The 18,027-nt window shown below is 38.5% G+C and carries 16 protein-coding genes; 13 read left to right on the top strand and 3 right to left on the bottom strand.

Going from position 1 to position 18,027, the window contains the following annotated elements:
- Positions 1-838 precede the first annotated feature (838 nt).
- Positions 839-2,323: an LPXTG cell wall anchor domain-containing protein gene (locus tag P3T75_RS13580; protein ID WP_282462009.1), complete on the top strand. Its 1,485-nt coding sequence runs from the start codon at positions 839-841 to the stop codon at positions 2,321-2,323.
- 236 nt (positions 2,324-2,559) lie between these two features.
- Here the strand turns inward: P3T75_RS13580 and P3T75_RS01175 are convergent, their stop codons facing one another.
- The 3 genes from P3T75_RS01175 to coaA form a co-directional block, all read right to left on the bottom strand.
- Entirely contained in the window at positions 2,560-2,880 is a 321-nt protein-coding gene (locus P3T75_RS01175) for a transposase (protein ID WP_328517241.1), read from the bottom strand.
- A 602-nt stretch (positions 2,881-3,482) separates the two neighbouring features.
- Complete coding sequence (gene guaA, locus P3T75_RS01180) at positions 3,483-5,048, bottom strand: glutamine-hydrolyzing GMP synthase (protein ID WP_282462010.1); 1,566 nt, start codon at positions 5,046-5,048, stop codon at positions 3,483-3,485.
- An 82-nt stretch (positions 5,049-5,130) separates the two neighbouring features.
- Positions 5,131-6,054, bottom strand: coding sequence for a type I pantothenate kinase (gene coaA / locus P3T75_RS01185; RefSeq protein ID WP_230711082.1), 924 nt, complete (start codon positions 6,052-6,054; stop codon positions 5,131-5,133).
- Positions 6,055-6,291: 237 nt separating this feature from the next.
- On the opposite strand from coaA, the gene P3T75_RS01190 reads away from it, so the two are divergent.
- The 12 genes from P3T75_RS01190 to P3T75_RS01245 all read left to right on the top strand — a co-directional run bounded on the left by P3T75_RS01190 (position 6,292) and on the right by P3T75_RS01245 (position 17,917).
- Positions 6,292-6,864 carry an SGNH/GDSL hydrolase family protein gene (locus tag P3T75_RS01190; RefSeq protein ID WP_282462011.1) on the top strand — a complete coding sequence of 191 codons (573 nt, stop codon included), beginning with the start codon at positions 6,292-6,294 and terminating at the stop codon, positions 6,862-6,864.
- Between the two features lie 4 nt (positions 6,865-6,868).
- Positions 6,869-7,474, top strand: a complete 606-nt coding sequence (locus P3T75_RS01195; protein WP_282462012.1) for a class I SAM-dependent methyltransferase — start codon at positions 6,869-6,871, stop codon at positions 7,472-7,474.
- Between the two features lie 190 nt (positions 7,475-7,664).
- Complete coding sequence (locus P3T75_RS01200; RefSeq protein ID WP_282462013.1) at positions 7,665-7,943, top strand: hypothetical protein; 279 nt, start codon at positions 7,665-7,667, stop codon at positions 7,941-7,943.
- Positions 7,944-7,967: 24 nt separating this feature from the next.
- Positions 7,968-8,891, top strand: a complete 924-nt coding sequence (locus tag P3T75_RS01205; RefSeq protein WP_282462014.1) for a LacI family DNA-binding transcriptional regulator — start codon at positions 7,968-7,970, stop codon at positions 8,889-8,891.
- A gap of 180 nt (positions 8,892-9,071) precedes the next feature.
- A complete protein-coding gene (locus tag P3T75_RS01210) occupies positions 9,072-10,091 on the top strand; it encodes a LacI family DNA-binding transcriptional regulator (protein ID WP_230711079.1) in 1,020 nt (339 codons plus the stop codon).
- Between the two features lie 124 nt (positions 10,092-10,215).
- Positions 10,216-11,517, top strand: a complete 1,302-nt coding sequence (locus P3T75_RS01215) for a pyrimidine-nucleoside phosphorylase (protein WP_282462015.1) — start codon at positions 10,216-10,218, stop codon at positions 11,515-11,517.
- A 140-nt stretch (positions 11,518-11,657) separates the two neighbouring features.
- Complete coding sequence (gene deoC / locus P3T75_RS01220) at positions 11,658-12,320, top strand: deoxyribose-phosphate aldolase (RefSeq protein WP_230711077.1); 663 nt, start codon at positions 11,658-11,660, stop codon at positions 12,318-12,320.
- 89 nt (positions 12,321-12,409) lie between these two features.
- Positions 12,410-12,808, top strand: coding sequence for a cytidine deaminase (locus tag P3T75_RS01225; protein ID WP_206903357.1), 399 nt, complete (start codon positions 12,410-12,412; stop codon positions 12,806-12,808).
- Between the two features lie 78 nt (positions 12,809-12,886).
- Positions 12,887-14,005 (top strand): BMP family lipoprotein, encoded by a 1,119-nt coding sequence (locus P3T75_RS01230; RefSeq protein ID WP_282462016.1) that lies wholly within the window; start codon positions 12,887-12,889, stop codon positions 14,003-14,005.
- 252 nt (positions 14,006-14,257) lie between these two features.
- Complete coding sequence (locus tag P3T75_RS01235) at positions 14,258-15,820, top strand: ABC transporter ATP-binding protein (protein WP_206903648.1); 1,563 nt, start codon at positions 14,258-14,260, stop codon at positions 15,818-15,820.
- On the top strand, positions 15,813-16,964 hold the full coding sequence (locus P3T75_RS01240; RefSeq protein WP_282462550.1) for an ABC transporter permease: 1,152 nt from the start codon (positions 15,813-15,815) through the stop codon (positions 16,962-16,964). The genes P3T75_RS01235 and P3T75_RS01240 overlap by 8 nt, the downstream gene beginning before the upstream one ends.
- Positions 16,964-17,917, top strand: coding sequence for an ABC transporter permease (locus tag P3T75_RS01245; RefSeq protein WP_230711076.1), 954 nt, complete (start codon positions 16,964-16,966; stop codon positions 17,915-17,917). Before P3T75_RS01240 ends, P3T75_RS01245 begins: the two co-directional genes overlap by 1 nt.
- The last annotated feature ends 110 nt before the right edge of the window (positions 17,918-18,027 follow it).

Here is an 18,027-nt window from a genome sequence, read left to right on the forward strand (position 1 = left end):
ATGATGCTTGAGTGATCACAAGGTTACACAGGAAAAGAGTAAGTGAAACATAGTGTAATTTTAAGCAAAGAGGAGTGCAGATCGATGATATATTTTGGAATTGATGTCACAAAGTATAAACACAGATTGGTTGCAATTGATACTGAAGGAACGATTTTCATTCGTCACCTTCAGATTAAAAATAATTGTGATGTTTTTACAAAGCATCAGATGACACTAGCTAATCTACAAAAAACGATAGGGAAGAGTTACAGATTGCATTAGGAGGTTACTCTGTTCGGTAGCTTAGAAAGAGCCCGTGCATCTGGCCCCATTGTTCATCGGTAAGTTCGTATCGTCGAGTTGGTGTTATCGAAACTTTCATTCCATTTTTTTCAGAGAATATCATATTTTGATAGAGTTTTCAGCCGTATCCTAAAGAAAATCATGCAAAATTTAAAAGAAAAAATAGTATCGAAAGAAACACCTATCCTAGGATTATGGAAATAATAAGTATGAAATTCTGAATAAATTTAACTATCGAAATTTGGTGGTACGCTTATCTTTCCTGATAATTTCAACAATAACTTATCACAATTGATTACGGCAAAAGAAGCAAGTCAAACATTAGTGAAAAATAATGAGTATTTTATTAATATTTATAAAAGGCTTTCTTACAGGTTGAAATGAATAGATTACGTCTATACAAGCAAAATATAATTCATAACTAAAAAATCATTAGAAATGTTTCAAGAGAAAAAGAGGGTTAACTAAATGCGTTTTATTTAGAACTAGAAGGAAGCTAGAATTGATGTACAGGTTTATGATATAATGAAGAAAATTTGAAAGGATGGATAAAATGAAAGTTAAAAGAGTTCAGTGTTTCAGTGCGGTTCTTTTAATATCACTTATGTCAGGTAATTTATTTTCTTCACAAGTTTTTGCTTCAGAAACGGCAACTTCAGAAACGGCAACTTCAGAAACGGCAACTTCAGAAACGGCAACTTCAGAAACGGCAACTTCAGAAACGGCAACTTCAGAAACGGCAACTTCAGAAACGGCAACTTCAGAAACGGCAACTTCAGAAACGGCAACTTTAGAAACGGCAACTTCAGAAACGGCAACTTCAGAAGCAGCAACTTCTAATGAAATAAGTCAGAAGTCGTATGCTGAAAAAAAATATGAGAATGTTCAGATGAATTCAGAACCTACTAATGATAGCAATATCAATAAAGATACGGATAATGATGGGAAATTAACATACTTCAAAGAGGTTAATGGATATGTTCCTAAAATTGATGAGATTATCGAAAAAAATGTTCCAAGAGGTAATGGTGAATGTATAGGTGATAAAATAACGAAGTCTTATACTGATGAAGTTGATTTAAATGCAAAAAGTGTTATGGATACTAACTTAGATGATTATTCTAACAATGGATATCTTGAAAAAGTCAAAAATCCTAACAACCACTCTAGTACTGATAGCTCTAATACTGATGAAGATTTGTATGGACCAGGTAATTTAGAAGTTCAGCATTGGCAAAACGGTCCTAACGACGCTACTAAAACTCAAAATTGGAGAGTTGTATTTGCAACAGACTATGCAATTAATAATGCTGTATTAACTGTAACTTTGCCATATGATAATGTCTCAGTGACAAATGTAACGGACTGGGTTATTAATCGATACTATCCGGCTGTAACAAATAATAACAATATATATACTAATTACTTAGTTCCACTAGACATTTCTTTTAATGGTAATGTTGCTACAATTAATTTTGGAAATATAGTAGGTTACAGTGCTTTTGGTATGATTTTTAGTAAAACATTTGATGTTCCGCAGGATTTTAGTAAAGACTTAAAAGTAACATCGGCAAGAGTAATAGGAACTTGGAAGTCAGATGAATTGAATGCTGATTCAAAATATATAAAATCTTCTAAAACAGAACCTTCAATAATTTGGCAAAACGAAGTATGTCCTATTCCAATTGATCCGGAAACACCGGAAACACCGGAAACACCGGAAATACCGGAAATACCGGAAACACCGGAAACACCGGAAATACCGGAAACACCGGAAACACCGGAAATACCGGAAACACCGGAAACACCAAGTAAAATGAACGTAGCAGAAAATCAAACTAGAATAACCTCATTAAGTAATAAAGTGAACAATAATTTAATAGAAAAAAATACTGTAAAAGCTACTAAATCTCATAATGGTGATACTCTTCCTAAGACAGGAGAAAGTAAGTCAACTATTTTTAGTGTTATTGGAGGGATTATTTTATTAGGTTTTGGTTCAGTAACCATTTTACGAAAAAAATATAGTTTAAAATAACTGCTGATTAGATTGTTCTACACACAATGTTTCAAAAAAAGTTATATAAATTTAAATAGCCTCAAAAGTTAAATTTACAGTTCAACTTTTGAGGCTATTTAGGGTGTGTCTAGAAACTTATTGTTGAGTCAATTTAAAAATAGCTTCCGCATAAACAAAAGACAAAAGTGATTTTGCCAACTTATCATATCGTGTAGCGATACGACGAAAATGTTTGATCTTGTTGTAAAAACATTCTACAAGGTGACGTTCCTTTTAAAGATTCCAATCGATATCCCAAGGTTCCTTAGGGTTCTCTTTAGGTGAATACCCTTCGTGGCGTATGCTTTGTCGACTAGAATGTTGATCCTCGAAAGATCAAAGTTTTTCAATAGCTTGATTGCTGAAACTGCATCATGAGTTTGTCCTTCAGTTAAAAGAAAGACAAGAGGGTTTTCTAGTCCATCCACCAAATTATGGATTTTGGTTGTTTTGCCACCGTGGTAATATCTATGCGTTGTTTTACTCCGCTTAGTACGGCGTTTTTTAGCACCGGCACTATGTTGATGCGCTTTTATTTAAGATGAATCGATACTAATGTTTTAAAATCCTAGCTCGATCTGAAGAACTTGAAAGATAGTCAATAGTACTCCGCTGTCACGCCAATTACAAAAGTGAGTATAGATCGTTTTTCAAGAACCCTAGCGCTCCTTCGGCACTGTACCACTCAGAGCGATTCAAAGAAGTACATTGAAGGCTGTGTGGTTATCTAACTTAGGAGGTTACCCTGTTCGGTAACTTAGAAAGAGCCTGTGCATCTGGTCCCATTGTTCATCGGTAAGTTCGTATTATCGAGTTGGTGTTATCGAGACTTTCACTCCATTTGTTTTTTAGAGGATATAATATTTTGATAGAGTTTTCAGCCACATCCTAATTAATATTCAAGTGGTTATGTGAATGTTTTTGTGTAATAAAAAATGTGTCAAAGGCTAAAATATGTTTTTTAGCTTGATTTTTTTGACAGGAACCTCCACCAAAGAAAGCCTAAATTAAAAATCCCGTCAGAGTTCTCTGGCGGGATTTTGGCGGGGAACCTAATCAAAATAGATCTTTTTTATCCATTCTAAGTGAACTAAAAAGCTGTTAAATCAACATTTTGCAACCAAGTGAGGTTACTACTTTATTCCCACTCTACAGTTGCAGGTGGCTTAGAGGTAATATCGTACACGATTCGGTTTACGTGGTCTACTTCGTTGACGATACGGACAGAGATTTTTTGTAAGACATCCCAAGGGATACGAGCAAAGTCTGCTGTCATGCCGTCGATTGAAGTAACAGCACGAATACCGACAGTGTAATCATACGTACGGCCATCTCCCATTACGCCAACTGAGCGAATACCAGGTAAGACAGTGAAGTATTGCCAAATGTCACGGTCAAGGCCGGCTGCGGCGATTTCTTCTCGTAAGATAGCATCTGATTCCCGCACGACTTCTAATTTTTCTTCGGTTAATTCACCTAAGACACGAATGCCAAGACCAGGGCCTGGGAATGGTTGACGCCAAACGATAGCGTCAGGCATGCCAAGCTGTGTTCCTAATTCCCGCACTTCGTCTTTGAATAACGTGTTTAATGGTTCGATTAATTTAAATTGCATATCTTCTGGTAGACCGCCAACATTGTGGTGAGACTTAATGGTTTGTGCTGTTTCAGTACCAGATTCAATGACGTCAGTGTAAAGAGTACCTTGAGCTAAAAATGAGATACCTTCTTCACCGGCAAGTTTTGTTGCTTCGTCATCAAAGACATAGACGAATTCGTTACCGATAATTTTACGTTTTTGTTCAGGGTCAGAAACACCTTTTAATTTGTCTAAGAAACGGTCGCGAGCATCAACTTTAATGATGTTTAAGCCAAATTTACCGCCAAGGCTTTCCATTACTTGTTTGCCTTCATCTTTACGTAAAAGACCGTGGTCAACGAAGATACACGTTAGTTGGTCCCCAATGGCTTTTTGTAATAAGACGCCAACAACAGAAGAGTCAACGCCGCCGGATAATCCAAGTAATACTTTTTTATCACCGACAGTTTCACGGATCTGCGCAATTTGCATTTCGATGAAGTTATCCATTGACCAGTCGCCTTTACATTGGCAGACATCCATTGCAAAGTGACGCAATAATTCATTGCCGTATTCAGAGTGACGAACTTCAGCATGGAATTGGATACCGTAAATTTTGTCTTCTTTATTTTGGATAGAAGCGATTGGGCAATCTTTACTTGTTGCTACAACTTCAAAACCTGCTGGTGTTTGTGTTACCAAATCACCGTGGCTCATCCAAACGTTTTGTTTTTTAGGTGTACCGACAAAAAGTTCTGCGTCATCGGCAGTTACTTCTAGTTCGGCTTTACCGTATTCTTTGTTTAACGCGGGCTCAACCTTACCACTTAATTTATAAGTGATTAGCTGCATGCCGTAACAAATACCTAGAACTGGGATTCCCAATTTCAAAATCTCTTCATCAATGCCAAAGGCGCCTTCATCATAAACGCTGTTTGGTCCGCCGGAAAGAATAATTCCCTTTGGATTAATGGCTTTGACTTCTTCTGCGGTGATTTTGTGGCTCATCAATTCAGAAAAGACACCAAATTCACGAATGCGGCGTGTAATCAATTGGTTGTACTGGCTACCATAGTCCAAAACGATAATCTTTTCGACTGTCGGCAGGTGGTCAACATTTGTCACAGTTAAATCCCTCGATTCTTCAGATTATTTATTGTAAAGAAGTAAGCTTCTTACAAGCAGTTTAACAGGCATGAAAATAAAATCAATATTTTCGCAAATAGATTTCATCAATTAAATGATGGTTTGTTTTATGGAGAATTATATCTGCTCTGCTTCTAGTAGGCAAGATGTACTCTTCTAAATTCTTCAAATTCACATTTTGCCAGACGCTTTCAGCCATTTTAACCGCTTTTTTGCGATCGCCAATGGCAAATTGATAATAATAATTGGTTGGATCTAAAAAGGCGGTATCCAGTAATTGCTCAAAACGTTCCAAATACCATTGTTCAATTAATTCGGGCTTAGCATCGACAAAAAGTGAGAAATCAAAAAAGTCGCTAACGTAAATTTGTTGGTTTTGTGGCAGTTGCAACGTATTAATCCCTTCGACAATTAAAATATCTGGTTGTTCAATCAATTCAAATTCATCGGGGATAATATCGTAAACATTATGGGAATAAACAGGTACTTGAATGGAATTCTTGCCAGATTTTACTTCATTTAAAAACTGGATCAAACGTTCCATGTCGTAACTTTCGGGAAAACCTTTGCGATCCATAATCCCTTTTTGGGCTAATACTTGGTTTGGGTATAAAAAGCCATCGGTTGTAATTAGTTGGACATTACGTCTAGGAAATAGCCGCGAAAGTAATGTTTGGACCAGGCGAGCAGTGGTTGATTTTCCCACCGCCACTGAACCTGCAATTCCGATAATAAAAGGTGGTGTTTTGACATAACGATGTAAGAAGAGACCTTTACTTAAGTTGAGTGATTCTGCTTCTTTCATATATAAATGAATCAAATGACACAACGGAATGTAAACATCCTCGACATCTTGCATCGATAGGCGGTCATTTAGACTCTTGATGCCATCCAATTCTTCTTGGGTTAAGGGCATATTGTTACTATTGTAAAATCCCTGCCATTCTTGACGGGAAATTTTGTAGTAATTCATTTTTTCCTCCATGAGCGACTCCTTTTGGCTATTTTTCAGAAAAAGCCAACAACATTTCCATAGCGGATATGACAATATGCGCTAGGACTTCGCGAACATTTTAACACATAATGGTCGCTATTATCAGTAAAAACACAAATAAATGCAGTTTAACGGTCTTTCTGCTAGTATAAAGATGGATGATATTTCAGGGCAAGCTGTAAAATAGGTTTACGTTGAATTTAAAAAAATTTTAAAGGAGCGAGGAACATGAAAAAAATTGTAATAATGGGCGATAGTATCGCAGCCGGTTTTTTTGAAGGGCAAGTCACAGACTTATTAAATGAATATGTGACAGATACACTAACAGGGATGGGCTTTCCAGATTATACGGTCGTTAATTTGGGAGAACGTGGTGCGTCAAGTACTACAGCTTTGGAACAATTACCTAAAGCAGAAGCTGAAAATCCTGATTTTGTCGCAATTAATGTTGGCATTAATGATGCTATCAACAATCGTGAGAACGTGAAAGAATACGGCGAAAACTTGAAAAAAATGATTACGGCTTTTCCAGCTGAAAAAGTCATTTTAGTTGGCCCAAGCTGGGTAGATCTGACGATTAAAACTGCCGGAAATAAAGAAACACTCGTGAAATATATTGCAATGGCAAAAGATATCGCACAAGAAACTGGTGTGAACTACATTGATATGTATCATCATATGGAAGTTTACCCAGACCCAGCTGAATTTTTACAAAGTGATGGTTTACATCCATCAAAATTCGGGTATCATCTATTAGGAGCGCTAATTGCGCGGGATATTAAAAATAAACTATTAGGATGAAATTATGAGTGATCATTATTATACCAATCAACCCAATGCAGCCCACGACTTTGCTGAATTTGATTTTGAACTAAAAGGGCGCAGATTGCGCTTTGTGACCGATAGCGGCGTTTTTTCCCGCAATACAATCGATTATGGTTCGAGAGTTTTAATTGAAACCTTTACTGCTAATAATTTGCCCGCCGGAGCATTGCTTGATGTCGGCTGCGGCTATGGCCCGATTGGGTTGGCGATAGCGGCGACAAGCGATCGCTTTGTTGAAATGGTGGATGTTAACGAGCGGGCAATTGACTTAGCATGTGGCAATGCGAGCCGCAATCAAATTGAAAATGTCGACATTCATACAAGTGACATTTATGCAGACGTAAAAAAGACAAGCTATGCTGCAATTTTAAGTAACCCGCCAATTCGTGCCGGTAAAAAAGTTGTTCATGCTATCTTAAGCGATGCCTATTCCTTACTTATGCCAGGCGGCACATTGACTGTGGTCATTCAAAAAAAACAAGGTGCTCCTAGCGCCGAGAAAAAAATGCAAGCAGTCTTTGGCAACTGTGAAATTTTAACAAAAGACAAAGGCTACTATATTTTGCAAAGTGTAAAAGAAGATTAATGAATAAAAAGCAACTTTTCCCAGGGAAATTTAAATGGGAAGAGTTGTTTTTTTGCTGTAAAAAAAAATAAACTTTTTCCTTGCTCTGAAACGAGTTTCATACATTATGCTCTAGATGTAGTTGGAAGAAAGCAAAGAAAGTGCTTTTTTATAATGTTAAATATGAAACAAAAAATAGGGGGAATGAAAGATGTTTACGTATGTGAAATTAACTAAAAATGGTTGTACCCAGCTTTATTATGTGCAAGTGGAAGTCTCAGCGGGAAAACTTAATTTACATGATGTCAGCGGCCTACAAGCACGCCAAATTTTATCTGAGGAGATTTGTGATTTAGATTGGCAAGTTTTTGATGAATATTATGGCGGACGACGTTTTTCATTTGGCAAAGATGAGATGAGTTGCCAAGTTTATGAAGCGGGGCTTGCTGTGATAGACTATTTATATAATCAATTACAAGTAGCTGTATAACAGGTAAGAGACGAGGTGGGAAAAGTGGCAAACATCCGCGATATTGCAAAGCTAACGGGTTATTCGGTGACGACCATTTCACGGGTGATCAACAATCATCCCTATGTGGCAGAAGATAAGCGACAAAAAGTTTTGCAGGTAATGGCAGAGCTGGATTATAAACCGAATCGGACTGCGCAAAATTTAAGTAAAGGCCGGACGCGTAATGTGGGGGTCATTGTCCCTTTTGTAGATCATCCTTTTTATAATCAGTTATTAAAAGGCATTATGCGGGCCGCTTTTGCCCACCAATATAAAATTACATTACTGCCAACTAATTATGATAAAAAGCTAGAAAAAAGTTACTTGGAAGAGTTAGCTGCTAAAAGTTTTGACGGGTTAATCGTGACAACCAGAGCCAATCACATGGATGTTTTTTTACCTTACCTTAAAAAAAATAATATTGTTTTTTGTGAGGCTTCTGGCTTAAAAGAAATCAGTTATGTTGCCATTGATTTGGCTAAATCATTAAAAGAAAGCATCCTCTACTTAAAAGAGCAGGGGGTGAGGCGTTTAGGGTTAACTTTAGGCCGCAGTAAACGGATAAGTGGTAATTCTATTTTAACCATTGAACAAAGCCAAAAATACTTTCCTAATTTTTCAGCAGACAACATTTTTTGGGACTGTATTCATGCTGAAGACGGCATTCAAGCGGCAGAATTTTTTAAAGAGCAAGCAGTGGATGGAATTATCACCAATGGCGATGAAGTCGCTGCGATGATTTTAGCGCAATACCCTTCAGATGCACAGCCTTTGGTCATTGGTCGGGAAAATTTATTGGTGAGCCAACTCCTTCATTTTTCAACCGTTGATCATCAATTAAAGCAATGTGGCAAAGCAGCCTTCCAACTTTTTTATGATGAAAAAAAAGCGCAAATAACAATTCCACATCAGTTGATAATTCGATAAAAAAGACCTCTGTAGTTTTTGCTATAGAGGTCTTTTTAGCTGCTGAAAATTTTGGGAAAAGTTTTGTATTACTTTATTTCCATGAGGTAAAAAGACATCAGAAAATTTGTCGCAAGAATAATTCACCCGCTATTTTTTTAAAGTAGATTTTGGTACACTAGGGCTTGTGGGGGGATTAAAATGAAGATGACCATTAAACAAATTGCGGAAATGGCAGGGGTATCTGTGACAACGGTTTCGCAAATTTTAAATAATAAAGGGACGCGCTTTAGTAATGAAACCAGGCAACGAGTCTGGGATATCGTAAATAAATATCACTATAAGCCTGATTTTTTTGCGTCTAATTTGATTAATCGTCGCTCAAAAACAATTGGGATGATTATTCCAGATGTGACAGATTTTTTCTTCTCAAAAGTAGTCGAAGGGGCAGAACGTTATGTTAATCCGCTTGGCTATATGATTATTTTGTGTAACTCCCAGCAAAGCCAAGAAAAAGAGATTACGTATTTAGAAGAACTTAGTCACCGTTCAGTAGACGGGGTTTTATTTGCAACGCCACATTTACTGCCAAGTGGCTATGAAATTGGGAGTCCAATTTATCACAACATGCCGACGATTTTAATTGATCGCGGGATTAACCAACGCAGCAATGGCCGTTTAATTGTCAAAGATTACGAAGGTGCTTATCAAGCCGTAAGTTATCTTATCGCACAAGGACACCAAAACATCGGTATGCTAAAAGAAAGTACCGGCTATTACCAATTGCAAGAGAGGTTTAATGGGTATCGCCATTGCTTAAAAGATCACGGTATCGCCTATAAAGGACGCTATGTGGTAGAAAATGAGTTAACAGTAGCTGGTGGTTACCAGGCTGCTAAGGAACTATTGCGACAAAAAGAATTAACAGCTATTTTTTGTAGCAATGATTCGATGGCAATCGGATGTTACCAGGCAATTTATGAATTAGGAAAAAAAGTGCCAGAAGATATTTCGGTGATTGGATTTGATGGCTTGAATTTGACGGAATACGTGACACCACCGTTAACTACCGTTTTGCAACCAGCTTTTGATATTGGTTTTTACGCCGCTAAATTTTTAGTCGACGCAATCGAGTTTCCCAAACGACGAATTCCGAATAAAGTATTTGATACTAAATTAATTATTCGTGAGAGTGTGATGACCTTGACAAGTGAGGAGTAATACAGTATATTACTCCTGTAAGCGCTTTAACAAGTTGAGGTTTATTAGGTAAACTGTTTTACTAAAGTGGTTTACCAATTGAATTATTGTTGTATAATAACACTGGACTTAAGGAGGAAAAGGCATGCGAATGGTCGATTTAATCGAAAAGAAGCGTGATGGTCAATTGTTATCTAAAGAAGAAATTGACTTTATTATTACAGAATACACAAAAGGTGATATTCCAGATTATCAAATGAGCGCTTTGTTGATGGCGATTTATTTTACAGATATGACAGATGAAGAAATTACGAACTTAACTTTAGCGATGGCACATTCTGGAGAAGTTATCGATTTATCTTCAATTGAAGGAATCAAAGTAGATAAACATTCTACCGGTGGGGTGGGAGATACTACTACTTTGGTGCTCGCACCACTGGTGGCAAGTGTGGGAGTTCCTGTTGCAAAAATGTCTGGTCGTGGTTTGGGCTTTACTGGCGGGACGTTAGATAAATTAGAGGCCATCCCAGGTTTTAAAATTGAAATTTCAGACGAAGAATTTATTAAAATCGTAAACGAAAGTAAAGTGGCTGTGATTGGTCAATCAGGTGATTTGGCGCCAGCGGATAAAAAACTTTACGCTTTGCGGGACGTCACTGCAACCGTCAGCTCGATTCCGTTAATTGCCAGCTCAATTATGAGTAAAAAAATTGCTTCTGGTGCGGATGCCATTGTTTTAGATGTTACGACTGGTGATGGTGCTTTTATGCGGGATATAAAAGACGCACGGCGCTTGGCCCACACGATGGTGCGCATCGGCAATTTAGCCAATCGTCAAGTAATGGCGGTTGTTTCGGATATGTCACAACCTTTAGGTGAGGCAATTGGAAATAGCTTAGAAGTCGTTGAAGCGATTGAAACGCTAAAAGGCGCTGGACCGGCTGATTTAGTAGAAATGTGTTATGCATTGGGCAGCCAAATGGTCGTGTTAGCCAAACAAGCTCAGACGCTACAAGAAGCGCGGGAAATGTTAGAAGAAGCCCTGACTTCTGGTAAAGCACTAACAAAATTCAAAGAGATGATTAAAAAACAAGGCGGAGATGAAACCGTCGTAGATGAGCCAGAACGTTTACTAACTGCCCAATATGAAATAAAATTGCCAGCTAGAAAAAGTGGTGTTGTCACAAAATTAGTAGCCAATGAAATCGGTATTGCAGCAATGCTTTTAGGGGCAGGTCGTAAGACAAAAGAAGATGAAATCGATTATGCTGTCGGTTTAAAATTGCACAAAAAAATTGGTGATAAAGTTGCAGAAGGTGAGGCACTACTGACCATTTACAGCAATACAGAAGATGTTGCCGCTGTAGAAGCGTTACTTTATCAAAATATTGAAATTGGTGCGACGGCCACTGAACCTCCGCTAATTCACGACATCATCACGAAATGATTGCCTTTTCAAGAATCATTTTTTGAATTGCGAGATACATGGTAAAATAGTCATAATAAAAGTTTTTAATTAAAAATTTGATTTATTTTATAGTTCAAAGAAAATTTAGCAATTAAAATATTTAGGGAGTTGTACAAAACATGGAATTAAATCGCATGATCGATCATACAATTTTAAAAGCAGACGCAACACAAGAAGATGTGTTACGTATTATTGAAGAAGCAAAACAATACCATTTTTATTCTGTCTGCATCAACCCAACTTGGGTAAGTTTTGCGGCAGAACAGTTAAAAGGTGAACCAACAGCTGTTTGTACGGTGATTGGCTTTCCTTTAGGGGCAAACACATCAGAAGTTAAAGCCTATGAAACAACAGATGCCATCAATAATGGTGCAGATGAAGTGGATATGGTAATCAATATTGGTGCGCTAAAATCTGCCCAATTTAAAAAAGTTCAACAAGATATTGAAGCGGTGGTAAAGGCAGCGAAAGATAAAGCCTTAGTTAAAGTGATTATTGAAACAGCGCTACTAAATAACGAAGAAATCGTAAAAGCTTGTGAATTAGCTAAAGCAGCAGGAGCAGATTTTGTGAAAACTTCAACTGGTTTTTCAACTGGGGGGGCTGTGGTAGAAGATGTACGCTTGATGCGTCAAACAGTCGGACCAGAAATGGGTGTGAAGGCTTCTGGGGGCATTCATAATGAACAAGAAGCAATGGCAATGGTAGAAGCGGGTGCTAACCGGCTGGGTACTTCGGCTAGTGTAGCAATCGTGACTGGCTCCCAAGGCGGCGGCTACTAAAATTTGGACAAATGAAACAAGATATTTCGATTGAATTTACTAAACGTCAATTACGATTACAATAGGTAAATTTGAGGTCAGGTGGAAAAATGAAAGCAAAAACAGAATGGATTAACGTGGCAACCGAAGCTTTAGATAAAGCCTACGTGCCTTACTCACATTTTCCGGTGGGTGCGTGTTTGGTCACCAAAGCAGGAAAAATTTATCAAGGTTTGAATATTGAAAATGCTTCTTATGGGCTAGCAAACTGCGCCGAACGGACTGCCTTTTTTAAAGCCGTATCAGAAGGCGAAAGAGAATTTAGTCATTTAGTAGTAGCAGGACATACACCAGAACCAATTTCACCATGTGGCGCTTGTCGGCAGGTGATGGCAGAATTCTGTTCACCAGAGATGCCCGTGACGTTAGTTGGCGATCATGGTGTGACAAAAGAAACCACAGTAGGAGAATTATTACCATATTCTTTTACCGATAAAGATTTTGACTAGTAACAACTGGTCGCTAAAACATGTTCATTCAGTCAATAGACTGTTGAAAAAAACTTACTTTTAGGGGGCTTTACAGAAATGAAAAAAGCAAAATTATTTGGTCTGGCAACAGTTGCGTTAGCATCCATTATGTTGTTAGGTGCCTGCGGTGGCGGCGGAAGTAACAGAGACAGCACTGGTGGCGGTTCAGATAAGGGCACAGATGCAAAACATAGTGCTGCAATCGTAACTGACATCGGCGGAATCGATGACCGTTCTTTCAACCAATCAGCTTGGGAAGGTTTACAAGCTTGGGGTAAAGAACACAATTTGAAAAAAGGTGTGGGTGGTTTTAACTACTTCCAATCAAACGACGCATCTCAATACACAACAAACATTGACAATGCCGTTTCAAATGGTTTTAAAACAGTCTTTGGTGTAGGGTATTTATTAACTGATTCAATCGGACAAGCAGCAGATCAAAACCCTGATAATAATTTCGTTATTATTGATAGTGTTATTGATGGCAAAAAGAACGTTGTTTCTGCAACATTTAAAGACAACGAAGCTTCATATTTAGCAGGTTATGCTGCAGCCTATACGACAAAAACAAATAAAGTCGGCTTCATCGGTGGTGAAGAAGGCGCTGTAATCGATCGTTTCGATGCTGGTTTTACGCAAGGGGTTAAAGATGCAGCGAAAAAATTAAACAAAGAAATTACAATCGAAAACGAATATGCTGCTTCATTTAACGATGCCGCTAAAGGTAAAGCTTTAGCAGCAGCAATGTACCGTGACGGCGTAGACGTAATTTTCCACGCTTCTGGCGGTACTGGTGCTGGTGTCTTCTCTGAAGCAAAAGAATTAAACAAAAAATCTACTGAAGCAGAATTAAAAGACAAAAAAGTTTGGGTTTTAGGTGTGGATAGTGATCAAGAAGCAGAAGGTAAATTCCAAACTTCTGATGGTAAAGACGATAACTGTACATTAGCTTCTACACTTAAAGGTGTAGGTGCTGCGGTACAAGATATTTCTAACCGTGCTTTAGAAGACAAATTCCCTGGTGGCGAACACTTGGTATATGGTCTTAAAGACGGTGGCGTTGACTTGACTGAAGGTTTCTTATCAGACGATGCAAAAGCAGCAATTAAAGAAGTTAAAACTGAAGTTGCTGACGGCAAAATCGAAGTACCAGAAGTACCAAAAGACGTTAAATAATTTATTTTTCAGGTCTTGTCTGTTTGACGGGCAAGACCTGATTTTTCAATTGATTTCTTTAAAGGTGAGTTTGGCTTTTACGTACATGAGGTAAAAAAATTTCAAATCCAGCTTTAAGGAAAGCAATTTCCTAGCGGCAGCGCCGCAAAAATTTTTGCATTTATAGATAACGTATTCAATTTTACAAGTTGCGCAAGACGAAAAGTAAGGATGTGAAAAAATTTGGCACAAGAAGAGAAATATGTCATTGAGATGCGGCATATCACCAAAGCTTTCGGCGATTTCAAAGCCAATGACGATATCAATCTACGGGTCAAACCAGGCGAAATTCACGCTCTCTTAGGCGAAAATGGTGCCGGTAAGTCAACATTGATGAATGTTTTGTCAGGATTATTAGAACCAACTTCTGGTGATATTTTCATGAATGGACAAAAAGTAAATATTACCAGTCCGACGGCTGCCAACAAATTAGGTATCGGAATGGTGCACCAGCATTTTATGTTAGTGGATGCTTTTACTGTGACAGAAAATATCATTTTAGGTAGTGAACCAACAAAAGCTGGCGTGATTGACCGCAAAAAAGCGCGAGCAGAAATTATGCGCGTTTCAGAGCAATATGGTTTGGCTGTTGATCCAGACGCTTATGTCAGAGATATTTCTGTGGGGATGCAACAACGGGTGGAAATTTTAAAAACGTTGTATCGTGGTGCCGAAGTATTGATCTTTGATGAACCAACAGCGGTATTAACGCCACAAGAGATTGATGAATTAATCACCATTATGCATGGCTTAGTCAAAGAGGGTAAATCGATTATTCTAATCACCCATAAGTTAGATGAAATTAAAAAAGTGGCGGACCAGTGTACTGTTATTCGTCGTGGTAAAGGAATTGGTACCGTAACAGTTAAAGATGTTACCAGTCAAGAATTAGCTGATATGATGGTAGGCCGCGCAGTTTCCTTTAAAACACCGAAGAAAGATGCCAATCCACAAGAAGTTATCTTGTCGGTTGAAAATCTAGTGGTCAAAGAAAGCCGCGGTTTAGAGGCTGTGAAAAACTTAAGCTTGCAAGTTAGAGCAGGTGAGGTTTTAGGGATTGCTGGTATTGATGGAAACGGTCAATCAGAATTGATTCAAGCGCTAACGGGTTTACGCAAAGTTGAAAGTGGCAAAGTCTTTTTAGACGGCGATGATATCACTAATAAAAAACCGCGCCAAATCGTGGAAAAAGGCGTAGGTCACGTACCTGAAGACCGTCACAAATATGGCTTGGTATTAGAGATGACATTAGCTGAAAATATGGCGTTGCAAACGTATTACCAAGAGCCTTTAAGTAAAAACGGCTTTTTGAATTATGGTGAAATCAATGAAAAAGCGCGAGATTTAATCAAAGAATACGATGTGCGAACGACAAATGAATTGGTTCCAGCCAAAGCATTGTCTGGTGGTAATCAACAAAAAGCCATTATCGCCCGCGAAATTGATCGAAATCCAGACTTGTTAATTGTTGCTAACCCAACGCGCGGTTTGGATGTTGGTGCGATTGAATTTATTCACAAACGCTTAATTGAACAACGGGATAAATTTAAGGCTGTTTTATTAGTTAGCTTTGAACTAGAAGAAATTCTAAATGTTTCCGACCGAATTGTTGTGCTGCACGCTGGGGAAATTGTCGGGGAAGTTACACCGCAAGAAACGAGCGAAAAAGAACTTGGTTTATTAATGGCGGGCTATTCTTTAGAAGAAGCACGGGCAGAATTAGCCAAAGAAAGCACACAAGCGCAAACGGAGGAAGTAGGTGAGGCAGTTGAATAATCGTTCTGAAAAAATCAGAAATCTCCTCGTACCGGTTATTGCGGTTTTACTTGGGTTTATCATAGGTGGCATTATTATGGCGGCCTTTGGTTTTAATCCGATTGCCGGTTATAGTCAAATGTTGAAGACCGCCTTTTTAAATCCGCAAACAGGTGCGATTAACCCGCGGAATATTGGGGAAATTTTTGTAACGGCGGGTCCGTTAATCTTCACAGCATTAGGGTTTTCGGTGGCAAATTCAGCCGGCTTTTTCAATATCGGTCTTTCGGGTCAGGCTTTATGTGGCTGGGTTGCTAGTATTTGGATTGCTTTGGCCCTGCCTGATGCGCCCAAAATCGTAGTTTTACCTTTAGCAATTATTGTTGGGGCTTTAGCTGGTGCAATCGCAGCGGCAATTCCTGGTATTTTACGCGCCTTCTTTGGTACAAGTGAAGTAATTGTAACCATTATGATGAACTATATTTTGCTTTATACAAGTACCCATATTGTCAACAATGTGATGGACGAAAAATTGATGAGTAACAAAGGGGTCACAAAAATGATTGGTGCAAACGGTTCGTTACGAACGGACTTTTTAACCAATATTTCCAATCATTCTCGGTTAAACATGGGGATTTTCTTAGCTTTGATTTTCTTGGTGTTGGTTTATTTCTTAATGAAGAAAACGACATTAGGTTATGAAATTCGCTCGGTGGGTTTGAACCCATTTGCGTCTGAATATGCCGGCATGAGTAGTAAACGGACGATCATTGTTTCAATGGTCATTTCTGGTTGTTTAGCTGGTCTTGGTGGTGTGGTTCAAGGTTTAGGTACATTCCAAAACTTCTTTATTCAAGGAACCTCTCTATCCATTGGTTTTGACGGAATGGCGGTTTCGTTACTAGGAAGCGGCAGTTCAGTAGGGATTTTATTGTCAGCATTACTGTTTAGTGTCTTGAAACTTGGCGGACAAGGGATGCAAGTTGCAGGTATTCCATCAGAATTGGTGGATGTGGATATTGCCATTATCATCTTCTTTGTCGGCATTAGCTTTGTTATTCGCTTTGCATTAGCAAAATTCTTTGGGCCTAAAAAAGAAGTTGCTGTCGTAACGGAAGTGGAAGCTAGTCCAAGCGACCAGGATGAAGAAGGAGGGAAAATCTAATGAGTATTGATTTAATTGCCTCAATTTTAACCCAAACCTTGATTTATTCCGCTCCTTTAATCTTAACTGCATTAGGTGGGGTTTTCTCTGAACGCAGCGGGATTGTAAACGTTGGGTTGGAAGGTATTATGGTAATGGGGGCCTTCACCTCTATTGTCTTTAACTTGGAAATGTACGATCAATTTGGCGCAATGACACCGTGGCTGGGAATTTTAGTCGGAGGGTTAGCAGGGATTGTCTTTTCATTATTACACGCAGTGGCAACGATTAACTTTCGCGCCGACCATATTATCTCTGGTACTGTTATGAACTTAATGGCGCCAGCTTTGGCAGTCTTTTTAGTCAAAGCTATCTATGGTAAAGGACAAACGGATAATATCAGCGGAACACTTGGTTATTATAGTTTTCCAGTCTTAAAAGACATTCCAGTTATTGGAACAATTTTCTTTAAAGATACGTTTTTACCGGCATATGTTGCCATTTTGATTGCTGTTTTAGCTTGGTTTATTATTTTTAAAACAAAATTTGGTTTACGTTTGCGTTCAGTGGGTGAACATCCTCAAGCTGCAGATACGCTAGGAATTAACGTGTATTTAATGCGTTATTCGGGAGTGTTGATTTCTGGCTTTTTAGGCGGGATGGGGGGCGCGGTTTTTGCGCAATCTATTTCTGGTCGTTTTGCCATTACGACAATTGCTGGACAAGGTTTCATTTCCATGGCGGCAATGATCTTTGGAAAATGGAATCCGCTGGGTGCGATGGGAGCGGCGTTATTCTTCGGCTTTGCCCAAAACATCAGTATTGCCGGTGCTAAATTGCCGATTATTTCATCAATTCCAGATGTCTATTTGCAGGCAGCACCGTATGTTCTAACAATTTTAGTGTTGGTAATCTTCTTAGGAAAAGCATCAGGTCCCAAGGCCAACGGTACCAATTATATTAAATCAAAATAGTTTGTTTAAGGGTGGGACTAAGGGACATTGTTGCTTTGTCCTGCTCTTTTTCTATGGATTCAAAAAGTTGTTTATAACTGCCAAATAGGGTGACTTCTAGTAAGATAGAG

The sequence above is a fragment of the Enterococcus montenegrensis genome (assembly GCF_029983095.1).
Lineage (GTDB): Bacteria > Bacillota > Bacilli > Lactobacillales > Enterococcaceae > Enterococcus_C > Enterococcus_C montenegrensis.